Source organism: Salinispira pacifica, assembly GCF_000507245.1.
GTDB lineage: Bacteria > Spirochaetota > Spirochaetia > DSM-27196 > Salinispiraceae > Salinispira > Salinispira pacifica.
On record NC_023035.1, the window covers coordinates 2,978,488 to 2,999,458 of the forward strand.

Here is a 20,971-nt window from a genome sequence, read left to right on the forward strand (position 1 = left end):
CGCCCTTGCACGGGATCCCATGGACCGGGTACGGGAAATTGATCTCAACGGTGAATGGGATTTTCTCCACTTCAACAATCCCGACGAAGCATTGAGCTTTCTCTCCGCACATCCTGCTGAGAAACACGATAGATCCCCCGAAACCGGAGAAACTCCGGCCTGGCATAACATCCGGGTTCCTGGCAACTGGACCCTCCAGGGCTGGGACAGTCCCCATTACACCAATGTGCGCATGCCATTCGATGATCTTCCACCCAACCCTCCCGCTGAAACACCCTGCGGGCTGTATCGCAGAACCTTCGATTTTCCCGGCCGGCAAGGCACCGACACCTGCGGGGAAACCGGCCCGCACAGGGAACATGGCTCTCACCTTGGGATGGGATTCCGTCACATCCTTCACATCGGAGGCGTGGAGAGCATGGGAATTCTGTGGCTGGACGGACAATTTCTGGGTGCGATAAAAGACAGCAGGCTGGAAAGCGAGTTTGATATCAGCAGCGCTCTGGAGAAAGGAGCAGACCGTGGAAAAACCGGCTCGGTTCATGAGCTTCTCATACTGGTTCTTCGATACTCGGACTCGAGTTTTATAGAGGACCAGGATCAGTGGTGGATGGCGGGAATTCACCGTGATGTGTTTATCAGAAAAGAACCTGAAGTGTATCCGCTAAAGCTGGACATGAGAGGAAGTCTTACCGGCCCTGGATACGAACAAGGGCTTCTGCAGGCGGATGTGCAGCTGGCGGGGCTGGAATACCATTCCGGACCATGGGAGGTTGAATTGAGCCTCTTTGACGGACCGGGTGATCTCACAGCCCCCCTGCATCCGGTGGCTTCCACATCAGCCGCGACCCCGGGGGCTTCTCCCGCAGAACCGCCATTCCAGCCTTCCCCCGCAGACAACAGCGACTTACCACGCAATTTCCCGCCGGCGGAAGATCTGTGGCGAAGCATGCCGGAAGGGGAAAATCTGATTCCCGACCCGGACAAGGTTCTGGAAGCCGGGAGGAATAGACTGAGCCGGCGGGGAAGTCTGCCCCTGCCCCGAAAATCAATACGCAAACGCTGCACCGGTCCAATGGCACATGACGGTCATGCCCACGAATCCCCGGACAGGGCGGACCGGGTTTCTCTTGAACTGGGAATCTCCGGCGTGCATCCATGGAGCAGTGAAACCCCCTGGCTGTACACCGCAGTAATCAGAATAATCCGGTCAACCGACGGAGCGCTACTCTCTGCCTATGCCGGCTATGTGGGCTTCAGAAATATCGAAATAGATTCCCGAAGGCTTCTGATAAACCGGCGGGAGGTGATGATTCTGGGTGTAAACCGCCACGAGCACGACCCCGTCACTGGAAAAACCGTAAGCCGGCAATCCATGCTCCGGGACATCCTGCTCATGAAAGCCTTCAACTTCAATGCGGTGCGTACCGCCCACTATCCCAATCACCCGGACTGGTACCATCTCTGTGACCGGTACGGCCTCTACGTCTGGGATGAAGCGAATATTGAAGCCCATCACTATTATAACGAACTTTGCAGGGACCCCGCCTATTCCCAGGCCTTCCTGAATAGAGTCAGGAGGATGGTGCTCCGGGACCGGCTTCATCCTTCGGTGATAGTCTGGTCCCTGGGGAATGAGAGCGGCTACGGTCCCAACCACGATGCCTGCGCCGCATGGATCCGGCACGAGGATCCCTTCAGGCCTGTTCACTACGAAGGAGCGGTTCGCAGTCCCTGGGGACAGAGCTCCTACGATTTCTGCCGGGGCCGGACAGCCACAGATATTATTGCTCCAATGTATGCTCCTGTGGAGGAAATTGTCCGCTGGGCGGAACACGGTGCCGAGAGCAGCAATGAATACCGTCCGCTGATCCTCTGTGAGTACTCCCACGCAATGGGCAACTCCAACGGCGGTCTTGCAGATTATTTCCATGCATTTGCCAATTATCCAGGACTCCAGGGAGGGTTCATCTGGGATTGGGTCGACCAGGGGCTTTTGAAAAAGGATGAAGATACTCCGGAGTATTATGCCTATGGAGGCGACTTCGGCGATTACCCCAATGACGGTGATTTCTGCATCAACGGTTTGGTCAGCCCTGACAGAACTCCCCATCCGGCGATGTGGGAGTTCAAGCGTCTTTCCCAACGTCTGAGCTTCCATCCGGAAGCGGCGTCAAAAGCCGATGAACTCCGGCTGACCATCCGCTCGCTGCAAAGGTTCAGCTCTCTGGAAAACTGCACCCTTGAATGGAATATCCGGCTTCACGGCAACAGCCTGATGCAGGGCACGGTCTCTCTCCCTCTCCTTCAACAGTCGGGAATTGCTGGAGAGAACCCCCGGACAGAGCAGCATATTGTCATTTCCCTTGAGAAGCCAGCTGAACAGATTCCCGCTGAGGCAATACTTGATGTGATTGTTCGCAGCCACGGATCCCCCATATGCATCCCCGGACATATTCTGGCCTGGGAACAATGGAACGCTTCCGTGTTCGGCTGCACAGGGGGCCGGGAGAGCACAGACACGGCGGACAATCAGCAGATGCCGCCGGAAATTCTCCTTCAGCAGCTGAAGGGAGCCCCTCCCCAACCGGATTCCCTGGAGCTGACCCTGGATTCACATTCTTCCAGGCCCGTCTGCAGATTGATCAGGGAGATTTTCTCTGCAGCGGTCCGGAGTTGTGCCTCTGGAGAGCTCCCACCGACAACGATCTCATCCGGGCGGTTCCGGGACATGACCTTCATGCCTCCCACGAATGGCGCAGCTACGGTCTGGATCAGCTCACCTCCCGCTGGAAGCAGCAGTCTCAGGGCCTGCTGCGAGGCGAATACCTGCACGGGGAAGAAGTCAGGGCAGAAACAGAGATAAGCCTTACGGAAATGAAGGAGTATCCAGGAATTTACCGTCTCAGGGCCGATATCAACATAGATTCCCGGATCGAAGACCTTCCCAGGGTTGGCCTGCTTTTCGAATTTCCCCATGAATATGAAGAGTTAATGTGGTACGGACCCGGCCCCGGGGAGACCTACCCCGACCGGGATTCCGGCTTCCCTCTGAAGATCTGGCATGATCGGGTGAAAAATCAGTATCAGCCCTATATATTCCCCCAGGAAATGGGAGGCCACAGCCGATGCAGCCTGATTGGTCTTTCCCCTGAAAAAGCCGGTAAAAACAGTACAAAACCGGACCGGGAAAGAGCCCGGGGATTTCTCATATCCGCCCGCCGGGATTTTCACTTCTCCGCCCTTCACTCCCGGCCCGAAGATCTGACCGGGGCAAAACACAGCCATGAGATTCCCGCCGGCAACTCAAGCGTACTTATTGTAGATCTCTACCAGCGGGGAATCGGCACCGCCGCATGCGGACCGGATGCAGATCCCCGCTGGATTCAGGGAGGAGGCAGCTACCGGATCGACTGGTATCTGGCCCCATAGCAGTGCACCGAAGCTTGTAAAAACCGACAGTTTCGGCGGATTTCAGAAAAATCGCCGCTACCTGTAGCGGGCTGATCACCTTCCTCCGCCGCATATAGAGATTAATCAAGGATGCGCTTCTGGTTCACAAGCTTCCGTGCACTGTGAATTGATTGACAAATACATCCTGGAGCAATATACTCCTCTATATAGGGTAGGGGGGTAATCTATTATGGCACGACCCGAAACAGATGACACGGTGCGCAAGGCGCATCATCCGTATGAAACCAAGGCACATATGCTGAACCGGATGAAACGAATTGAAGGACAGATCCGGGGCATATCCCGGATGATTCAGGAAGACGTCTACTGTGATGATATCCTCCATCAGTTTATGAGCGTTGAGTCGGCAATTCAGGGGGTCAAAAAGACTCTCCTTGAAGCCCATGTGAAAAGCTGCGTGGTGGAACAAATCCAGAACGGCGAACTGGAGGTAGTTGATGAGCTGATGACCACCATTCGGAAAATGACCAAGTAGCCCGCAGAGTGCAGCCAAAGAACGGCTAGGACAAGGAGATATAATATGGATATTATTCAGTTGGATATACAGGGCATGACCTGCGCCTCATGTGTGGGACATGTGGAAAAGGCGCTGAAAAACGTGGACGGCACGGATATGGCGAATGTAAATCTGGCCACCGAGAAAGCCACTATCAGCTATGACCCGGAAAAAACCGATATTCAGGCTCTGCTGGACAGCGTGAGCAAAAGCGGGTACTCCGCACGCCCCGCCGCCGAAGATCGGTCCGAGACAGAAGAGAAGAAGCGCAGAAAGCTGAAGAAGCTGAAGGTGCATACGATTATCTCTGCCCTTCTCAGTGCACCCCTGGTGCTGGCCATGGCGGCCATGCTGCTCTCCATTGAGTCCCTGTCATTTCTTCATAATCCCTGGGTGCAGCTTGCCCTTGCCACTCCAGTGCAGTTCTGGATCGGCCTTCGTTTTTATAAAACCGCCTGGGCTACTCTGAAGGCGGGAAACCCCGGCATGGATGTGCTGGTTGCCCTGGGTACCAGTGCCGCATATGCCTACAGCGTGTTCAACGGCTTCTTCGCCGATTCACTGGGAATAGAAGGCAGCGGACTGTATTTTGAAGCATCAGCGGTGATTATCACCCTGGTACTGTTCGGCAAATACCTTGAAGAGATGGCCAAGGGCAAAACCTCCGATGCCCTGAAAAAGCTGATGAACCTCCAGCCGGAACAGGCCACCGTGAAACGGGGAGGTGAAGAACTTGTGATTCCGGTACGTGATGTTATTCAGGGTGATTACGTACTGGTTCGCCCCGGGGGACGGATCCCCGTGGACGGCAAAGTTCTTTCAGGGGCTTCCGCGGTTGATGAAAGCATGGTCACCGGTGAGAGCATTCCCGTTGAAAAGGCAGAACGGGATGATGTTATCGGGGGAACCGTCAACAGTTACGGTTCTCTCATTGTTGAAGCGGGAAATCTGGGCAGCGATTCTGTACTGTCACGAATTATCTCTGTTGTGGAGGAAGCACAGGGCTCCAAAGCGCCCATTCAGAAACTCGCTGACAAGGTTGCGGGTATTTTTGTGCCGGCGGTATTGGGCATTGCCCTGCTCACATTCCTTCTGTGGTGGCTTGCCGGGGGCAATATGAACAGCGGAATTATATCTGCAGTGGCCGTTCTGGTGATTGCATGTCCCTGCGCCCTGGGTCTGGCCACTCCCACTGCAATTATGGTGGGCACCGGATTAGGTGCACAGAGGGGAATCCTGATCAAAAACGGGGAAATTCTTCAGGCCGCCGGAAAGATCAACGCAGTGGTTCTGGACAAGACCGGGACCGTCACCCAGGGCAGACCCGTTGTCAGGGAAATCCACCGGATTCAAGAGCCCGGTGATGCCGGATCTCAGCCCCTGGGGGATGAAGAAATTCTCAGCATTGCCGCAGGATTGGAATATCACTCAGAACATCCCCTGGCCCGTGCCGTTGTTGATGCGGCGGAAGAACGAGGGATAGAAATCCCCCATATCTCGGATTTTCGTTCCGTGCCGGGTAAAGGTGTAAGCGGCAGTCTGAACGGAGCCAGGCACATTATCGGCACATCGACCTTCATGAAAGAAGAGCACATAGACACCCGGGAAGCGGAAACCCAACTCAGGGAGCTGGAAAACCGGGGTATGACCTGTATCCTGTTGGCGGATCCCCGCAAAGTTTTGAGTGTGATTGCCGTAGCCGACTCAATAAAGGAGAGCTCCCGTGAAGGGATTGAAATGCTAAAAAAGATGGGCATTGATGTCTATATGATTACCGGAGATAACCGCCGGAGTGCGGCATCCATAGCCCGGGAAGCGGGAATTGATAATATACTGGCAGAGGTACTTCCCGAGGATAAAGCCCGGGAGGTGGAAAAACTCCGGGAACAGGGCTACACGGTGGCAATGGCCGGTGACGGGGTGAACGATGCCCCTGCACTCGCTACTGCGGATCTTGGAATCGCCATGGGTCAGGGAACCGATATCGCCATGGAAACCGCAGAAATCACCCTCATGCGGGGCGATCTCCGGGAAATTGCAAACACCATTCTCCTGTCCCAGAGGAGCATGGCAAAAATCCGGCAGAATCTTTTCTGGGCCTTTTTCTACAACAGCGTGGGAATCCCCTTCGCCGCCCTGGGAATGCTGAATCCGGTGATTGCCGGTGCCGCCATGGCATTCAGCTCGGTCTCGGTTGTGAGTAATTCCCTGAGTCTGAAAAGATTCGATCCGGCAAAGGCGCTGAAGCGCTTCAAACCCGTCGGTCTCCCGGCAGAATCCGTAAACAAGGATACATCAGGAAATAAGGATTCTTCAGGAAACAAGGATTCATCAGGAAGCAAAAATATAGAGGCCCGGTTCGGAAACCGAAACCAATCAGATTCCGAAACCGGACAGAACTCTTCGGGAGAATCCCCGGAGCAAACCACCAATACGAAGGAGAGTACCATGCAGATACAGGTACAGGGAATGAGCTGTAATCATTGCAAAATGGCCGTGGAAAATGCGGCTGCGTCAGTTGAGGGAATCAAGAGCCCCAGCGTAGACCTGGAAAAGGGAATTCTGGACTTCGAGCTGGAAAACGTCCATGAAGGAAATTCCGCTGAACGGGTGGAACAGCTGAAGGCAGCGGTTCAAAACGCCGGGTACGAAACCGTATAGATCTGAAAAAGGGGTCTGCCGGTGTGCATCTATGAGGGGGAAAGATATGTTCTACCCCCCTTTTTTTATGTCTGATATCTTTAAATGTTCTATAATAATGATATGCGATCTCTCCGACGTACGCTGATGATGGTATTATTGGCCCTGCAGCTAACCCATTCCGCCGCCCAGCAATTCCAGGTTCCGGATTTTGCATCTCCAACGGAGAGCATCAGACTGCTGCTTATTGCGTCCTACCATCCGGCATTTCCCACCTGGCCGGTTCAGCGGGAGGGGCTTGAGGAACGGATCCGGGAATTCGAGGGAAACCACCAGGTCAATATCTGTCTGGATGTTGAATTCATGGATAGTAAACGACTCTTCAGCCGGGTACATTTTGCCAATTTCCGCAACGGGCTTGTAGAGAAACTGAACAACCTTCCCGGGTATCACGGAGTCCTCACAGCCGATGACAATGCATTACATTTTGTCCTGGAGAACCGGGAAGAGCTTTTCCCGGGAATTCCTTTGGTATTTTTCGGAGTGAACGATGCAGACCGGGCCGCCTCGGCCATGAAACAGCCCCAGATTTCCGGTGTTGCCGAGAGAATTCCCCTGGAAGAAAATATCCGCTTTTTAAAGGCGGCTTTTTCCGAACCTTCGGCCATCTACGGCATATCCGATGGCACCAATACCGGCATTAGCGATGCGCGACTTTTCAGATCCATGCAGAAACAATTTCCTGAAACCGAACTCCGCCTGCTTGATCTGGCGGTTATGAGCTACCGGGAGCTGAAAAATACTGTGAAGGAGATATCCCCCTCAAATCCGGTAATTCTCCTGGACGCCTATCTGGATAAACAGGACACGGGCATGGAATTTGACCAGGCGGTCAGATTTCTTACAGAGGATGTACGGGTTCCCATGTTCCACGTGTATGAACACGGTATCGGTTCAGGACTCACAGGCGGAGTGGTGATCTCCCATCGGCTGCAGGCCTACCATGCCATGGATCTATTAATTGATATGCTGGGATCCGGCGGTGATCTTGTCCCTCCACGGCTGATGAGTCCTCCGGTAAGATTGATGCTTGACTATAATCGCTGGCGGTCCCTGGGAATTTCCCTGCCCGCAGAGTGGTCAAACCCCCAATGGGTTAACAAACCTCTCACAATCTGGGATCTCTACGGTATATGGGCTCTCATCGCCATTCTGCTTTTTGCCGGTCTCGCAATCCTCACAGTTCTGCTGATCGGCAGCAGAAGAAAGCTGATCCTCAGCCGGGAGCAGATACAGCGGGAACACAGGCGTTACCGAACCCTCTTCGATGAGTTTTCTCTGGGACTATGGGAAGAGGATCTTTCGGCGGTCCGCATGTTCCTGGAAAAGCTGAAAAGCAGTCACAAGGGGAATTTCTCCGATTTTCTCCGCCGCAATCCTGTCCTGATTCAGGAAAGCATCAGGGACATCAGGATCATCAGGGTGAATGATGCAGTGCTCAAGATGTATAAGGCCCGGGGGGAAGAGGAACTGATTCGCAGGCTGCCGGAGATTTTTCCTCCCCAGGCGAAAGATGTATTTGCCCAGGCAATGACCCGGCTTTTTGAAGGAGCCGGGGAATTCAGCTCTGAACTCCTTCAACGGGATCTCACCGGAAGGGAATTCTGGGTTCGTTTCCGCCTTACCATTCTCCAGGGGCACGGTCTGGACTGGAGACGGGCTCTGGTATCCACGGAAGATATTGATGAAAAAATCAGGAACAGACACATGCTTGCCGAATCCCTGCGGGAAAAAGAAACCCTGCTTCGGGAAATGCACCACCGCATTAAAAACAATCTGAACACTGTAAGTTCCCTCATCGATCTTCAGGAAGAGAAAATTGAGGACCAACGGCTTCGGGATGTGCTGGACGCTGCCCGGGGAAGAATTTACAGCATCTCCATGATGCATGAGCTGCTCTACGGTTCGGATACCCGGAACTCAGTCAGTCTGAGGGATTATTTTGAACGGATACGTGATGCGGTGTTCTCTCTGCATCAGGATGTAATCAATCCCCAAGAGTTCCGGCAGCGTGCACCTGTCCCGGAACTATTAGCCGATATCGAACTGGACATATCCCGGATGGTACCATTGGGTCTTATTTTCAATGAGATCCTCACAAACACCATTAAGCACGGGAAGACCCCATATGAGCGGCTCACAATTGATATTAAATGCAGAATGAACGGGAATCAGGCGGAGCTCCTTTTTCAGGATAACGGCGGAGGAAATGGCGGGGCTGATTCAAACAGCGTAACCAGCCAATCCCGGGCCGGAGGGCTGGGTCTTGAGCTGATCCAGGTTCTGGGAGAACAGCTGGGAGGAGATGTGCTCTCCCAGCCGGTGCCCGGAGGATTCAGGGTTGCAGTGAGCTTTCCCCTGAATGCCCCGGAATAAATTGAATTATGTCCCGAAATACGATGAGAGACCCTCGCCCGATCTACCAGCGCTGATGTACGTGATCCCGGATATACCGGCCGTACACCTCATTCACCCATTGATGGTTCTCACTGCTCAGGGGGGATGCATCCGAAGCCGATACGTTTGATTCAAGCTGTTCAACCCTGGAAGCCCCGGGAATAACCGTGCTCACCTCAGGATGATCGAGGATCCAGCGGAGAGCCGATCCTGCCAGGGGCTGAGGAAGCCTGCCCTTCAAGGCATCGGCGGCATCCACTCCCGTCTCAAAGGGAATGCCAGCGAAGGTTTCCCCTTTATCGAACGCTGCGCCGTCCCGGTTGAAATTCCGGTGATCATCCGGGGAAAAATTACTCTCCTTTGTGAACTTGCCGCTGAGCAGGCCGCTGGCCAGGGGAACCCGCACCAGAACTCCGCAGTCTTTTTCCTTCGCACGTGCAAAAAAGAGATCCGAAGGGCGCTGACGGAACATATTGAAGATGATCTGAACCGAAACCACATTGGGATACTCCATGGCCTTCAGTCCCTCTTCAACTTTTTCCACACTCACCCCCAGATGAAGAATTTTACCTTCATCTTTCAGACGTTCGAAGGTCTCGAAGATTTCCGGACGGTAGAATACTTCAGTGGGCGGACAGTGGAGCTGGATCAGATCCAGCTGCTCCCGGCGGGTATTCTTCAGGCTTGCCTCCACAAATTCCCTCAGAGCCGCCGGAGTGTAGGATTCACTCACATGGGGGTTCAAAAACCGTCCGCATTTGGTGGCCATATACACCTGCTCGGAACGGGATTTAATGACCCGTGCCACCGCAGCTTCGCTTTTCCGGTTTTCATACACATCTGCCGTATCGATAAAATTCACCCCCAGGTCTATGGCCCGGTTGAGAATCCGTTCAGCCAGGGCATCATCAAAACCGCTGCCCCATTTGCCTCCCACCTGCCAGGTTCCCAACGATACTTCAGATACCTTCCATTCTGTTTTGCCGAATCTTCTGTAGTTCATAACGTCTCCTTGTGGGCGGGAAACATAATCATCACTTCCAGCCCCTGCCTGCCCGGCGAGGCCATGCTCATGCTGCCGTCCAACACCTGTACCACAAGACTGTAGACTATGCTCAGTCCCATTCCGCTGTTCCCCGCTTTGCGCCTGATACTGTAAAACGGTTCCACCAGTCTGTTCAGCTTCTCCGGAGGAACACCCGGCCCGTAATCCCGGTAACTGATGCAGACCTGTTCACGCTCCATACTAAGGCTGATGGTAAAGTAGGCAGCGGCACCGTCGGGGCCGACCGGGGCCGTATTTTGCTCCAGACCGTGGTCAAACAGGTTGTCGATCAGACAGTTGATAATAAAGCGAAGCACCTCAACATCGGTGACAACATCAACGGTGGCAGAGGAGGAAAACTCCCAGCTGAGGTCTTCCAGAGCAATCCCCTGTATTTGTCCTTCATCCACTGCCCGAACCGCAAACTGATCCTTGAGCCGTGTGGTGACCACATCCGGAATGAAGCGGTTGAGCCGAACCTGCTGAATAAGGGGATCCCAGCTGTCCACGCCCAGCCGCCGGATGCTCTCCACCAGATCCACGGTGCGCTGCAGGTTTCCCTCCAGCAGATCCAGGAGAGAGCTGATCTGGGGGGGCAGGCCGGTTTCCGGCCCGTTGCCTGCAGAGACCTGTTCGGAGGCCAGGGCATGCCGCAGTGTGGAAATCGCGGTAACCGAAACACCCAAAGGGGTATTAATCTCATGGGCGAAGCCCACCATCAGTTCTGAAAGGGCCAGATTTTTCTTACGCTCCACCAGCTTTTTCTGAGCACGGTTCAGCTCCCTGCTTCGCTGGGTCAGCTTCTCCTGCAGCTCCGCCTGAAATTCTTTTTCAATCTTCCGGATAATGCCCACATATACCTGAACCATGAAATAAATCAGAACAGCTGTAACAATCACATACCCCCAGCCTTTCAGGGTCTGAAGCCGGCTGAGCTGTTGGGCACTTTGGGCAAACGCTTCCACAAACCTGTCGGAAAACAGAATCCAGAGACTGCCAAACAAAGCATACACTGCAGCAATAATTGCAGCCCAGTAAGGCCGATAAAGAAATGGAGATTTCATATTCCTATTCTATTACTTCTCGTGCTCATATGCCCGAAGTCAGCCCAAATCCCCGGGATTTTTTGCCCGGATTAATACCACGGTTAATTGGCCCGTATTCCCCGGCAGCAGATTGCAGAGTCCGTTGTAAGCGGATATACTCATTCCATGGGTAGACAGGAAAAGATCCGTTCCATGCCGGCACCTCCCCGGAGTTTCAGGTTCACCGCCGAAGAGAGCCCCGGAGCAGAAAAGCACGCAGTAATTCTCAGACTGGACGAGTACGAAGCCATCCGTCTGGCGGATCAGAACGGATACAACCACAATGAAGCCGCCGAGGTGATGGGAATATCCCGTCCCACATTCAACCGTCTGCTGAATAAAGCCCGGGGGAAAATGGCCGAGTTCCTTACCAGCGGATCAAGTCTGGAAATCAGCGGAGGAAAAGTATTATTCGGGCCCAACGTCTACTGCTGTAAATCATGTCACAGACCCTTTGTAGTACCTGAAAACGGGGAATACTGCTGTCCGCGATGTCTGGGAGATAATATCATCGCAGCACGGCCGGAGTGTCACCACGACTGCCGCTGCTGCGAAGAAGAGGACCGGCGGGCCGGGCAGATGTTCCATAAAGCCTGAACCCGGCCAAACCAAATTCCACATTCTTCGGGGCGCTCCTAACTGGTAACTGCTCCTTCACTTGCAGATGAACTCAGCCGGGCAAATTTCGCCAGCACACCCCGTGCATAGCCGTGATCCCTGGGTTTCCAGTTTTCCAGTCTCTTCTGCAGCTCATCGCTGCTCAGTTCAACCTCGAGAAGTTTTTCCTCAAGACTGATGCGGATCATATCCCCTTCCCTGACCGCTGCGATTGCTCCGCCGTTTTGCGCCTCAGGGCTCACATGTCCCACAATCAGCCCATGGCTTCCGCCGGAAAAGCGTCCGTCGGTTATCAGGGCGACTTTTCCCGCCAGACCCCGTCCGGCGATGGCTGCGGTGGGGGCCAGCATCTCCCGCATTCCCGGTCCGCCCCGGGGGCCTTCATAGCGGATTACCACCACATCCCCTTCAACCACGTCTCCGGAAAGAATTGCGTCAAGAGCTTCCTTTTCCCCTTCATACACCCGGGCAGGACCCCGGTGGTTGGTGACCTTCAGACCGCAGGTCTTCAGCACTGCACCTTCCGCCGCCAGATTACCGAACAGGATGGCGATGGGACCGGTGGGTTTTTCAGGTTCGGAGAATGCTTTGATTACGTCCTGGCCTTCCAGATTCACTTCAACATCTTTCAGGTTTTCCGCCAGTGTCTTTCCGGTGACCGTCATACAATCGCCGTGAAGAAGGCCTTCATCCAGCAGAATTTTCATTACCACCGGTACACCTCCCGCCCGATGGAGATCCTCCATAACATACCGGCCGGCGGGTTTCATATCGGTGAGCATGGGGGTTGTATCGTGAAAGTGATTAAAATCCCGTATGGAAAGCTCCACTTCCGCCTCTCGTGCCAGTGCCAGCAGATGAAGAACCGAATTGGTGCTGCCTCCCAGGGCCATGACCGTACGGATGGCATTTTCGAACGCCTTGCGGGTCATGATGTCTCTTGGAGTAATATGTTCCTTTACAAGATATGCAAGGGCCTGGACGGAATCCCGCATGTGTTTGTCTTTCTCCGGTTCCACGGCGGGAATACCGGAACTGCCCGGGAGACTCATTCCCAGGGCTTCAACTGCCGAGGCCATGGTGTTCGCCGTGTACATTCCGCCGCAGGCCCCGGCTCCGGGGCAGGCGCTGCATTCAATGCCGTAACGCTCTTCTTCATCGATGGTACCCGAACTGAAGGATCCCACCGACTCGAATGCGCTCACAATATCGATGGCCTTCCCCTTATGCCTGCCCGCTTTGATGCTGCCGCCGTAGCAGAAGATAGCCGGCCGGTTGAGCCGGGCCATGGGCATTACGGTACCGGGAATGGTCTTGTCACAGCCCCCGATACCCAGGACTCCGTCCAGGGCGTGTCCCCTGACCACCAGCTCGATAACATCTGCAATGGTATCCCGGGAGACCAGGCTGGCCTTCATTCCCTCATGGCCCATTGCCTGACCGTCGGTCACCACAAAGGTGTTGAACTTCATGGGTTTTAACCCAACCGACCCCATCTCATCTTTGACAATTTCTGCCAGATCATCGTGGTGAATATTGCAGGGACTGAGCTCAGCCCCTGCACTGGCCACACCAATAAGGGGTTTGCGAAAATCCTGATCCTGGAATCCGATTGCCCTGAGCATTGCCCGGTTGGGAGTCCGTTCAACCCCGGATGTCATGTCTCCGCTGTAACGTTTCCCTTGTTCAAGTTCTGTGTTATTCGTTTCGCCCATCCCGGCCTCCTGCCCGGCACCATCAAAAGACGAATGCCGGAAGCATAAATATTACAATAATAATAATATTTATACCGGGGGTCGGACAAGTGATTATGCCTGATCCTGACTCAGCCGGTTGGGCCGCAGCCTGTACAGGGAATACAGCAATTCAATAACATTGATGGCAAAAGCCAGAAGAAAGAAAATGCGGGCGCCTCTCCAGCCACCGCCGATCCAGAGGGCTGAATGGTTCACCATGATGAGCATCACCACAGCTTCCAGAGCGAAGTATCCGCTCTCCATCCAGCGCAGCTTCAACGTCTTGCGTCCCAGACGGATTCCGTACAGGGTATGTATCAGCTGAAAAACCCACAGGGCTGCGAATACCGCCACATACCAGGGGAAGATCTCAAGGTTCACCCGATGATCCAGCGGCAGGGTGCTGAGCAGGTACAGTTCCTCCAGAAAACTGATAATTCCCGGATACACCGCCAGAACCAGAATAAATGCAAGACTGATGCCCAGAGCAATATAGGCTCCTACTCTGCTTTCTATTTCATCTCCAAGCTGTACCTGATCAATACGGGAAATATCCCAGGTATCTTCGTCCAGGACTGAGGAGGGGTTTTTCATCGCCGTGCTGATTCCAATAAACACCAGAAGCAAAACTCCCACCCCGCTGATCCATGCCTGAAAAATCTGCAGCAGAGTAAGAAAGAACCGGCGAACCAGCTCTGCGCTGGAATATGCGTTCTGCAGCAGCTCAATGATCAGAACAATCATGAAGCTGAGAGTCAGAGCACCCAGAATAATCACCATGATTGTGCGAAACAGACTCACAAGAGGAGGCGCCATCAGCCTGGGCTCTCCGGCATACTCCGCGGCGAGTTTCCTGGGGGGGCCCAACTCAGCGAGTGCCGACCTGATCTCATTTTCTTCCGGATTGCCGCCGAAGCGCTGCTCCGCCTCATCCAGAAAATTGCTTTTCAGTTCCCGTACAATATCCTCCCGGTTTCCCAGGGGCAAAGCGCTGCGCAGAAGCGCAAAATATTTATCAACCTGACGTAAAACATTCTCTTTCATCCTATTCCTCCTCTGTGAGAATCCTGTCCATGCTGCGGGACATCTCATTCCATTCCTCTTTAAGCAGCTGCCGTGTTTCCCTGCCCTCATCGGTAATGCGGTAATACTTCCTGGGTCGTGCCTCGCCGGTATCCCAGCTGCTCTCCATGAGACCCTGCTGCTCAAGGCGGCGAAGCAGCGGATAGAGGGTGTTTTTCTCTGCCCCTATTCCAGCCTGCTTCAGACGCTCCACCAGGGCATAGCCGTAGCTGGGAGCATCACTCAAATGGAGAACCGCAAGTACAAGAGACCCCCGGCGGAGTTCCTGAACCAGGTTTTGAAACCTCGAATCGCCTGTTTCCATATCATCCTCCTGACAATAATATAGTGTGTTATACACACCATTGTCAATATAATTTATACTTTTTCGCACATCAAAGTATATCTCACAGTGTATAGATTGAAATGGAGGCGCCAATCCCATACTATATAGACAGTAGCCGGAGGCCGTGTAACAGTTCCCGGTAACGAAAAGTCAATAAGGGAGGAAGCATGAGTGATCCGCATAAATTTACCGAGGAATTCATGGTACGGGGCAGCGAAGCAGTCAAGAAAGTCAAAGAGCTGATCGCGGAAGGCAACGTACGGAAGGTGATAGTAAAAAATGAACATGACAAGATTCTATTCGAAATTCCCGTTACCGCCGGAGTCGCGGTGAGCGGTGCCCTGACCCTTATGGCTCCGGTACTTGCAGCCCTTGGAGCGGCGGCGGCCCTCATGGCCCGTGTGAAAGTGGAAGTAGTGAGGACAGATGACGGAGAGTGAACTCGCCCTTCTGCTCAACGATATTTCAACATGTGAAGGAAGAATCATCGATTCACAGGCATACCGCAACTCTTCGGTGGTCATCCCCATCATTCCCGGTGAGAGCCTGGATTCCTGCAGGATTTTACTGGAGAAACGGGCGGAGCATATGCCCCAGGGACGGGAAATCTGTCTGCCGGGAGGAGGCATTGAAGCTGGTGAAACCTCAAGGGATGCGGGTTTCCGGGAACTTGCCGAGGAGACCGGCTTGGCATCCGGCGCCGTGACAGCAAGCGCATATTACGGCAGTCTGGTGAATGCCGGAGGGAGGCTGGTACATGTATGGATGGGAATTGTGGATGACAACCGGCCCTGGGATCCCAATGAAGAGGTGGAGAGGCTTTTCACGCTCTCCTTGAAACTTCTGAGAAACAGTCCCACCACAGTCTACCGGGTATCAGTTGACTTCGGGCGTCGTCCTCCGGAAAAGGAAATACCGTTTCACCGGTTCGATTTTTCCCATGACTACGGCAGAGACTGGCGGGGCCGGGATCTGAACGTTCTGTTCTATGAAAATCTTGAAGAAACTCTCTGGGGCATGACGGCAAAAATTATTCAAAACTTCGTCGAGGATCTGTATACAGCCTATGAACGGCGCTATGGTCCGGATCAGCCGGTATGAGCTCCCGGCCTGGGGTTCCCGGTCTGGTGTTCCTGTCTGGTATTCCTGTCCTGGGCCTCCCGGGATGAATAATTTGCTTGAACTATCGGGTATTCGGGGGGATGATGTGACTATGGAATACAGCAACATGAAAGAGATAACTGAAATAGCAGAGGGTATCGGCCTGAAAGGCGAAGACCTTATTCCCTACGGCAAATGGAAGGGCAAGATATCCATGCAGGCGGTAAAACGGATCATGGAAAAGCCCACGGGCAAACTGATCCTGGTGAGCGCCATAACCCCCACTCCGGCGGGAGAGGGCAAGACAACCACCAGCATCGGTCTGAGCCAGGGGCTGAGGCACATCGGTGTGAATGCGGTTGCTGCCCTCCGGGAACCAAGCCTGGGACCGGTGTTCGGCATAAAGGGCGGTGCAACCGGCGGCGGAAAAAGCATGGTGCACCCGGCGGATGAGATCAACCTGCATTTCACCGGCGACCTTCACGCAATAAGCGCCGCCCATAATCTCATTTCTGCGAGCCTGGACAACCGGCTTCATTTTTACCCTGACGATGCCCCTGCGGTGGCCCACGTGTACTGGCGCAGGGTAATGGATATGAACGACAGGGCCCTGAGAGATATTGTTGTCGGCCTGGGGAGCACCAATGCGCCGCCCAGGGAAGACGGATTCGACATCACCGCCGCAAGCGAGATCATGGCCATCCTCTGTCTTGCAGACAGTTACTCAGATCTGAAAGAGCGTATCGGTAATATCCTTCTGGGCCTCAAAGCGGATAAAACCCCGTTTTATGTACGGGATCTGGGCGTTCACTCCGCAGCCGCCGCCCTGCTGAAAGATGCCTTCCTTCCGAACCTTGTTCAGACCACAGAGGGCGGACCTGTGCTGATCCACGGAGGCCCCTTCGCCAACATCGCCCAGGGGGCAAACTCGGTCCTTGCAACCAACCTGGCCCTTCGCCTGGGAGAAGTGGCGGTCACCGAAGCGGGTTTCGGCTTCGATCTGGGTGCTGAGAAATTTTTTGATATCGTAAGTCCTTACGGCGGATTCAGGCCGGATATGGTGGTTCTGGTGGCTACGGTGCGGGCTCTGAAAATGCACGGAGGGGTGAACAAGAAGGAGCTGGACAAGGAAAATCCTGAAGCGGTGAAACAGGGAGGGGAAAACCTGGCCAAACATGTGGAAAACATCAGGAAATTCTCCGTTTCACCTCTGGTGGCCATTAATGTGTTTCCCGGCGACAGCGATGGGGAACTCCGGGAGGTTGAGAAAATCTGTACGGCCCTTGATGTGGAATACGCAGTTTCCCGGCACTATGCCCAGGGAGGCGCAGGGGCGGCGGAACTCGCCAACAAGGCCATGAACCTTCTGAACCAGCAGGAAGATGCGGGAGAATCCCGGGGAAAACCTCTCTACGACTGGAATTCTTCAGTACAGGAAAAGGTTGAGACTGTTGCCCGGCAGATTTACGGCGCTCAGGCCGTGGATTTTACTTCGGCGGCAAAAAAAGACCTGAAAACCATCGAAAGCAGGGGCTACGACAATCTTCCCGTCTGTATTGCGAAAACCCAGGCTTCCCTCAGCGACAATCCGAAACTTTTGGGCAGACCCAAGGATTTTCTGGTTACCGTACGTCGGATTCTGATCAACTCAGGTGCCGGGTTTCTGGTTCCTTTGACGGGGGATATTATGCGGATGCCGGGACTGCCCCGGAACCCGTCGGCCCTGGAAATAGATATTGATGACGACGGGAACATTCACGGATTATCCTGAGGTTCCGATTCATCAATTCCCGCGTCCCTGGCACAGGCGGCAAGCTCTCCTCCCTGGATAAGCTTTCGACCCGCCTCCAGGTCGTCGGCAAATACCCTGTCCTGGTCCGCATGATCAATGTATTCCCGTACCAGGCGGTGGCAGGCCTCAAGGATCGGTCCTGAACGCAGGGGCCTGCGGAAATCGAAGGCCTGGGCTGCGCATACCAGCTCCACCGCCAGAATTTTCTCAACGTTGGTCAGAATTTCATACAGTCTTCTGGCGCTGATGGAGCCCATGCTCACATGATCCTCCTGGCCCAGACTGGTGGGTATGCTGTCTGCAGAAGGGGGATGGCAGAGACTTTTATTCTCACTCACCAGAGCGGCGGAGCTGTACTGGGGAATCATGAATCCCGAATTGATGCCTGTGTGCTTCATCAGCAGTTTGGGCAGATCACGGCTGGTACCGTCCAGGAGAAGGTAACTGCGTCTGTCGGAAATATTTCCCAGTTCTGCGGCAGCTACAGATGCATAGTCAAGAGGTATGGCCACCGGCTGACCATGGAAATTCCCTCCGCTCACCGCCGATCCGTCAGTGGTGAGAATGGGATTATCGGTTACTGAGTTCAGCTCAATTTCCACCGTTTCCCGCAAATGATTCCAGGCGTTCCGGGAAGCGCCGTGAACCTGGGGCATGCAGCGCAAGGAGTAGGGATCCTGCACTCTGCCGCAGTCCTTATGATGTTCAAGAATCTGTGATCCATGAAGACAGCGGCGGATCCGCCGTGCGGTTTCCATGTTTCCGGCGTAGGGCCGCAGCTCATGAAGTTCCCGGGCGAAGGGTTTCACCGAGCCCAGAGCCGCTTCCAGACTCATGGCCCCGATAATATCCGCAGTGTCCAGCAGATTTTCCATCTTCTCCAGCCCCGCCACCGCCCAGGCCAGAATAAACTGTGTTCCGTTAATAAGCGCCAGCCCCTCCTTGGGTCCGAGAATCAGGGGATCCAGGGCTAATTCTTTCAGCACATCTTCTGCCGGGCCCACAGCGCCCCGGAACCGAAGCTGTCCCAATCCGATGAGGGGAAGAAAAAGATGCGCCAATGGTGCCAGGTCCCCGGATGCCCCCACCGATCCCTGGGAGGGAACCACAGGAATGGCATCCTCCCTGAGCATCAGTAAAATACGCTCCATGGTTTCCAGGCGGATCCCCGAACGTCCCGCAGCCAGGGCCTGGAGTTTCAAAACCATCATCAGGCGGGCAATCTCTGAGGGTACCGGAGGTCCCATTCCAACACTATGGCTTTTCAGGATGTTTTCCTGAAGCAGAAGGCTTTGTTCGGGATCAATTCTGGTGCTGCAGAGGGGACCGAAGCCGGTATTGACTCCATACACCGCCTCTTCCCCTTCCACGATGCGCTCAACCTGCGCAGCGCCGCTGCGAATCCGTCGGCGCCCCTCCCTGCTGAGCTCTCCGCGTATTTCACCCCGGGCCAGGGCCCGGGCCGTTTCAGACTTCAACGGCTGGTCACCGTAAGAAAAACTTCGGTTCATATGCACTCCCGAAATCGTAATAAACTGATTTCAGCTTAGTACCCGTTTTTCGGTTCTGTCCAGCCATTTCTCTCAACCGATAAATCGGCCTTTTCCTGCCAGAGCAGAGTATTTCATCAGCTTTTCATACGCCGGCATATCGCCGATCCCTGCGATGTGACCTCCCATACGTATGAGGAAGGTTCCCAGCTTCCTTCTGAGTCTTCCCACCAGCCGGGAGATTCCCACCTCTCCCCTGCCGGCGGTCTCAAGAAGCGCTTCATGCCTCTGCTCTGCAAGTTTCATCATGTTGTATTCAGGTAAGAACATATTATCCTCCGATATAATGTTTCAGGCTCTGATACATTCCTTCGAATTTGCTGATATTCAAAGAGAAAAATTTCATCCGGTCCTGGTACCGCATGTTGAGAAAACCGTTTGCGGTAAGCTGTTTCAGGTGGCGGGAAACACTGGATTGACTCATCTCCATATAGTCGATGGCTTCCTGACTGCTGATTTCCCCCCTTCCGGATATAAAGTGCAGAAGACTCAGGCGGTGTTCATCCGCCAGCGCCTCCAGCTTCATCAGGAGCTCAGAGCGCACCAGGGACGGCGACTTCAAGGCAGCTCCCCGGGGTATCCGGGCCCCGTGAACAATCCGTAGCACCGAATCGCCTGAACCGAGAATCATGATGTAGGGGCCTATGTGAGCCGACGGAATAAAGCGGATCTGGCCGGCCTTCATCAGCATATTGGTAATGCCCGGAGTGAATTTCTGCCTCTGGGTAATTTCCAGAATTGCCTCAATACGGTCCATTGACTGGTAGTCCACCGAACGGAAGGCCTGAATGCTGTCCTGTAAATCCTGAAGATGTTCCTGCCACTCCTGCTGCAGATAGTTGTCGTACATATGCCGAAAATGGCGGATAATGAATTCCCGCTTCTCTGCGGGGTGTGTGAGCAGATAGTACTCATCTTCCAGAGCACCCGGCTCCACCGGAAGATCCTCCGCCTGAAGAAATACCTCCATATATTCGATAAAGGCATCCCGGCTGTTCAGAATCTCTTCCTTTTCCGGCGGTTCACGGGTGAACCCCGGAAGGCGCCGGGCTTTGATCCGCAGATGCTCCAACACCGAATCGATCATGTAATCATCATCAAGGGATGCCACGTATTCCAGCCACTGATCCGGGGAGCCCCAAATTTTATCATCCAGGAAGACGGCGGTGCGGCAGAATTTCCGGTTATCCCGGAGCTCTTCGTCAGTCAGCTGCCGACGCATTTTTTCCACCCAGGGATGCAGACCCACCGCCTCATCATTTATCAGGCAAAGACTGGCCTGCATGGAATACAACGGCTCCAGAACAAATTGAATGTCCTCGGATTGCTGAGTGCCGATAAGCGATAAATTGCGCATACATATCTCCCTGATAAAATTCCTGCGATCCCAATGGCAATAGAAAGGCCAATACATATCCAGAATGTCACCGATCTTTCGGGATGCAGTCTTGCTTACATGCAGTTATGCAAGTTTGTGCATATGTGTAAATTATACTTAATGACTCCCCTGAAAAAAGCTTGATGGTAAATTCAAAAAAACCCGGAAAAATTGGTCGGGGAATCCAGCCC

At 54.0% G+C, this 20,971-nt stretch carries 16 protein-coding genes and 1 pseudogene; 9 read left to right on the top strand and 8 right to left on the bottom strand.

All coding sequences use genetic code 11. From position 1 onward, the window contains the following. Window positions 1-19: 19 nt before the first annotated feature. The 5 genes and pseudogenes from L21SP2_RS17485 to L21SP2_RS13055 form a co-directional block, all read left to right on the top strand. Window positions 20-2,467, top strand: a pseudogene (locus L21SP2_RS17485) (glycoside hydrolase family 2 TIM barrel-domain containing protein); the annotation flags it as partial. A 5-nt stretch (window positions 2,468-2,472) separates the two neighbouring features. Continuing rightward, the gene (locus L21SP2_RS18940) at window positions 2,473-3,432 is read left to right on the top strand and encodes a beta-galactosidase small subunit-related protein (protein WP_244437929.1); all 960 of its coding nucleotides are present in this window, start codon (window positions 2,473-2,475) and stop codon (window positions 3,430-3,432) included. A gap of 211 nt (window positions 3,433-3,643) precedes the next feature. Then, the gene (locus L21SP2_RS13045) at window positions 3,644-3,949 is read left to right on the top strand and encodes a metal-sensitive transcriptional regulator (protein WP_041401599.1); all 306 of its coding nucleotides are present in this window, start codon (window positions 3,644-3,646) and stop codon (window positions 3,947-3,949) included. Window positions 3,950-3,994: 45 nt separating this feature from the next. Continuing rightward, entirely contained in the window at window positions 3,995-6,631 is a 2,637-nt protein-coding gene (locus L21SP2_RS13050; RefSeq protein ID WP_024269012.1) for a heavy metal translocating P-type ATPase, read from the top strand. Window positions 6,632-6,733: 102 nt separating this feature from the next. After that, entirely contained in the window at window positions 6,734-9,046 is a 2,313-nt protein-coding gene (locus L21SP2_RS13055) for a PAS domain-containing sensor histidine kinase (protein WP_144083009.1), read from the top strand. A gap of 43 nt (window positions 9,047-9,089) precedes the next feature. Here L21SP2_RS13055 and L21SP2_RS13060 read toward each other — a convergent pair whose 3' ends face one another. Beyond that, window positions 9,090-10,070, bottom strand: coding sequence for an aldo/keto reductase (locus L21SP2_RS13060; protein ID WP_024269014.1), 981 nt, complete (start codon window positions 10,068-10,070; stop codon window positions 9,090-9,092). Further along, window positions 10,067-11,176, bottom strand: a complete 1,110-nt coding sequence (locus tag L21SP2_RS13065; RefSeq protein WP_041401603.1) for a sensor histidine kinase — start codon at window positions 11,174-11,176, stop codon at window positions 10,067-10,069. Before L21SP2_RS13065 ends, L21SP2_RS13060 begins: the two co-directional genes overlap by 4 nt. A 147-nt stretch (window positions 11,177-11,323) precedes the next feature. Here L21SP2_RS13065 and L21SP2_RS17490 point away from each other — a divergent pair, with 147 nt between their 5' ends. Next, on the top strand, window positions 11,324-11,794 hold the full coding sequence (locus L21SP2_RS17490; protein ID WP_144083010.1) for a DUF134 domain-containing protein: 471 nt from the start codon (window positions 11,324-11,326) through the stop codon (window positions 11,792-11,794). Window positions 11,795-11,832: 38 nt separating this feature from the next. Here the strand turns inward: L21SP2_RS17490 and ilvD are convergent, their stop codons facing one another. The 3 genes from ilvD to L21SP2_RS13085 all read right to left on the bottom strand — a co-directional run bounded on the left by ilvD (window position 11,833) and on the right by L21SP2_RS13085 (window position 14,938). Then, window positions 11,833-13,530 (bottom strand): dihydroxy-acid dehydratase, encoded by a 1,698-nt coding sequence (gene ilvD, locus L21SP2_RS13075; protein ID WP_024269017.1) that lies wholly within the window; start codon window positions 13,528-13,530, stop codon window positions 11,833-11,835. A 93-nt stretch (window positions 13,531-13,623) separates the two neighbouring features. Further along, window positions 13,624-14,595 carry an HAAS signaling domain-containing protein gene (locus tag L21SP2_RS13080; protein ID WP_024269018.1) on the bottom strand — a complete coding sequence of 324 codons (972 nt, stop codon included), beginning with the start codon at window positions 14,593-14,595 and terminating at the stop codon, window positions 13,624-13,626. Window position 14,596: 1 nt separating this feature from the next. After that, the gene (locus L21SP2_RS13085) at window positions 14,597-14,938 is read right to left on the bottom strand and encodes a PadR family transcriptional regulator (protein ID WP_024269019.1); all 342 of its coding nucleotides are present in this window, start codon (window positions 14,936-14,938) and stop codon (window positions 14,597-14,599) included. 188 nt (window positions 14,939-15,126) lie between these two features. Here L21SP2_RS13085 and L21SP2_RS13090 point away from each other — a divergent pair, with 188 nt between their 5' ends. From L21SP2_RS13090 to L21SP2_RS13100, 3 genes are all read left to right on the top strand, one after another. Next, a complete protein-coding gene (locus L21SP2_RS13090) occupies window positions 15,127-15,399 on the top strand; it encodes a DUF4342 domain-containing protein (protein WP_024269020.1) in 273 nt (90 codons plus the stop codon). After that, window positions 15,386-16,060 carry an NUDIX hydrolase gene (locus tag L21SP2_RS17495; protein ID WP_024269021.1) on the top strand — a complete coding sequence of 225 codons (675 nt, stop codon included), beginning with the start codon at window positions 15,386-15,388 and terminating at the stop codon, window positions 16,058-16,060. Before L21SP2_RS13090 ends, L21SP2_RS17495 begins: the two co-directional genes overlap by 14 nt. A gap of 112 nt (window positions 16,061-16,172) precedes the next feature. After that, window positions 16,173-17,831: a formate--tetrahydrofolate ligase gene (locus L21SP2_RS13100; protein ID WP_041403097.1), complete on the top strand. Its 1,659-nt coding sequence runs from the start codon at window positions 16,173-16,175 to the stop codon at window positions 17,829-17,831. Here the strand turns inward: L21SP2_RS13100 and hutH are convergent. The 3 genes from hutH to L21SP2_RS13115 all read right to left on the bottom strand — a co-directional run bounded on the left by hutH (window position 17,816) and on the right by L21SP2_RS13115 (window position 20,759). Beyond that, window positions 17,816-19,363, bottom strand: a complete 1,548-nt coding sequence (gene hutH, locus L21SP2_RS13105; protein WP_024269023.1) for a histidine ammonia-lyase — start codon at window positions 19,361-19,363, stop codon at window positions 17,816-17,818. The genes L21SP2_RS13100 and hutH overlap by 16 nt on opposite strands. A gap of 72 nt (window positions 19,364-19,435) precedes the next feature. Further along, a complete protein-coding gene (locus L21SP2_RS13110; protein WP_024269024.1) occupies window positions 19,436-19,672 on the bottom strand; it encodes a hypothetical protein in 237 nt (78 codons plus the stop codon). A 1-nt stretch (window position 19,673) separates the two neighbouring features. Then, window positions 19,674-20,759: an ArsR/SmtB family transcription factor gene (locus tag L21SP2_RS13115; protein WP_024269025.1), complete on the bottom strand. Its 1,086-nt coding sequence runs from the start codon at window positions 20,757-20,759 to the stop codon at window positions 19,674-19,676. Between the last annotated feature and the right edge of the window lie 212 nt (window positions 20,760-20,971).

What these genes read in the sequence shown, in the direction of transcription:
- L21SP2_RS18940 (WP_244437929.1), top strand. Translation starts at nt 2,473, where the DNA reads ATGGAACGCTTCCGTGTTCGGCTGCACAGGGGGCCGGGAGAGCACAGA.
- L21SP2_RS13045 (WP_041401599.1), top strand. Translation starts at nt 3,644, where the DNA reads ATGGCACGACCCGAAACAGATGACACGGTGCGCAAGGCGCATCATCCG.
- L21SP2_RS13050 (WP_024269012.1), top strand. Translation starts at nt 3,995, where the DNA reads ATGGATATTATTCAGTTGGATATACAGGGCATGACCTGCGCCTCATGT.
- L21SP2_RS13055 (WP_144083009.1), top strand. Translation starts at nt 6,734, where the DNA reads ATGCGATCTCTCCGACGTACGCTGATGATGGTATTATTGGCCCTGCAG.
- L21SP2_RS13060 (WP_024269014.1), bottom strand. Translation starts at nt 10,070, where the DNA reads ATGAACTACAGAAGATTCGGCAAAACAGAATGGAAGGTATCTGAAGTA.
- L21SP2_RS13065 (WP_041401603.1), bottom strand. Translation starts at nt 11,176, where the DNA reads ATGAAATCTCCATTTCTTTATCGGCCTTACTGGGCTGCAATTATTGCT.
- L21SP2_RS17490 (WP_144083010.1), top strand. Translation starts at nt 11,324, where the DNA reads ATGGGTAGACAGGAAAAGATCCGTTCCATGCCGGCACCTCCCCGGAGT.
- ilvD (WP_024269017.1), bottom strand. Translation starts at nt 13,530, where the DNA reads ATGGGCGAAACGAATAACACAGAACTTGAACAAGGGAAACGTTACAGC.
- L21SP2_RS13080 (WP_024269018.1), bottom strand. Translation starts at nt 14,595, where the DNA reads ATGAAAGAGAATGTTTTACGTCAGGTTGATAAATATTTTGCGCTTCTG.
- L21SP2_RS13085 (WP_024269019.1), bottom strand. Translation starts at nt 14,938, where the DNA reads ATGGAAACAGGCGATTCGAGGTTTCAAAACCTGGTTCAGGAACTCCGC.
- L21SP2_RS13090 (WP_024269020.1), top strand. Translation starts at nt 15,127, where the DNA reads ATGAGTGATCCGCATAAATTTACCGAGGAATTCATGGTACGGGGCAGC.
- L21SP2_RS17495 (WP_024269021.1), top strand. Translation starts at nt 15,386, where the DNA reads ATGACGGAGAGTGAACTCGCCCTTCTGCTCAACGATATTTCAACATGT.
- L21SP2_RS13100 (WP_041403097.1), top strand. Translation starts at nt 16,173, where the DNA reads ATGGAATACAGCAACATGAAAGAGATAACTGAAATAGCAGAGGGTATC.
- hutH (WP_024269023.1), bottom strand. Translation starts at nt 19,363, where the DNA reads ATGAACCGAAGTTTTTCTTACGGTGACCAGCCGTTGAAGTCTGAAACG.
- L21SP2_RS13110 (WP_024269024.1), bottom strand. Translation starts at nt 19,672, where the DNA reads ATGTTCTTACCTGAATACAACATGATGAAACTTGCAGAGCAGAGGCAT.
- L21SP2_RS13115 (WP_024269025.1), bottom strand. Translation starts at nt 20,759, where the DNA reads ATGCGCAATTTATCGCTTATCGGCACTCAGCAATCCGAGGACATTCAA.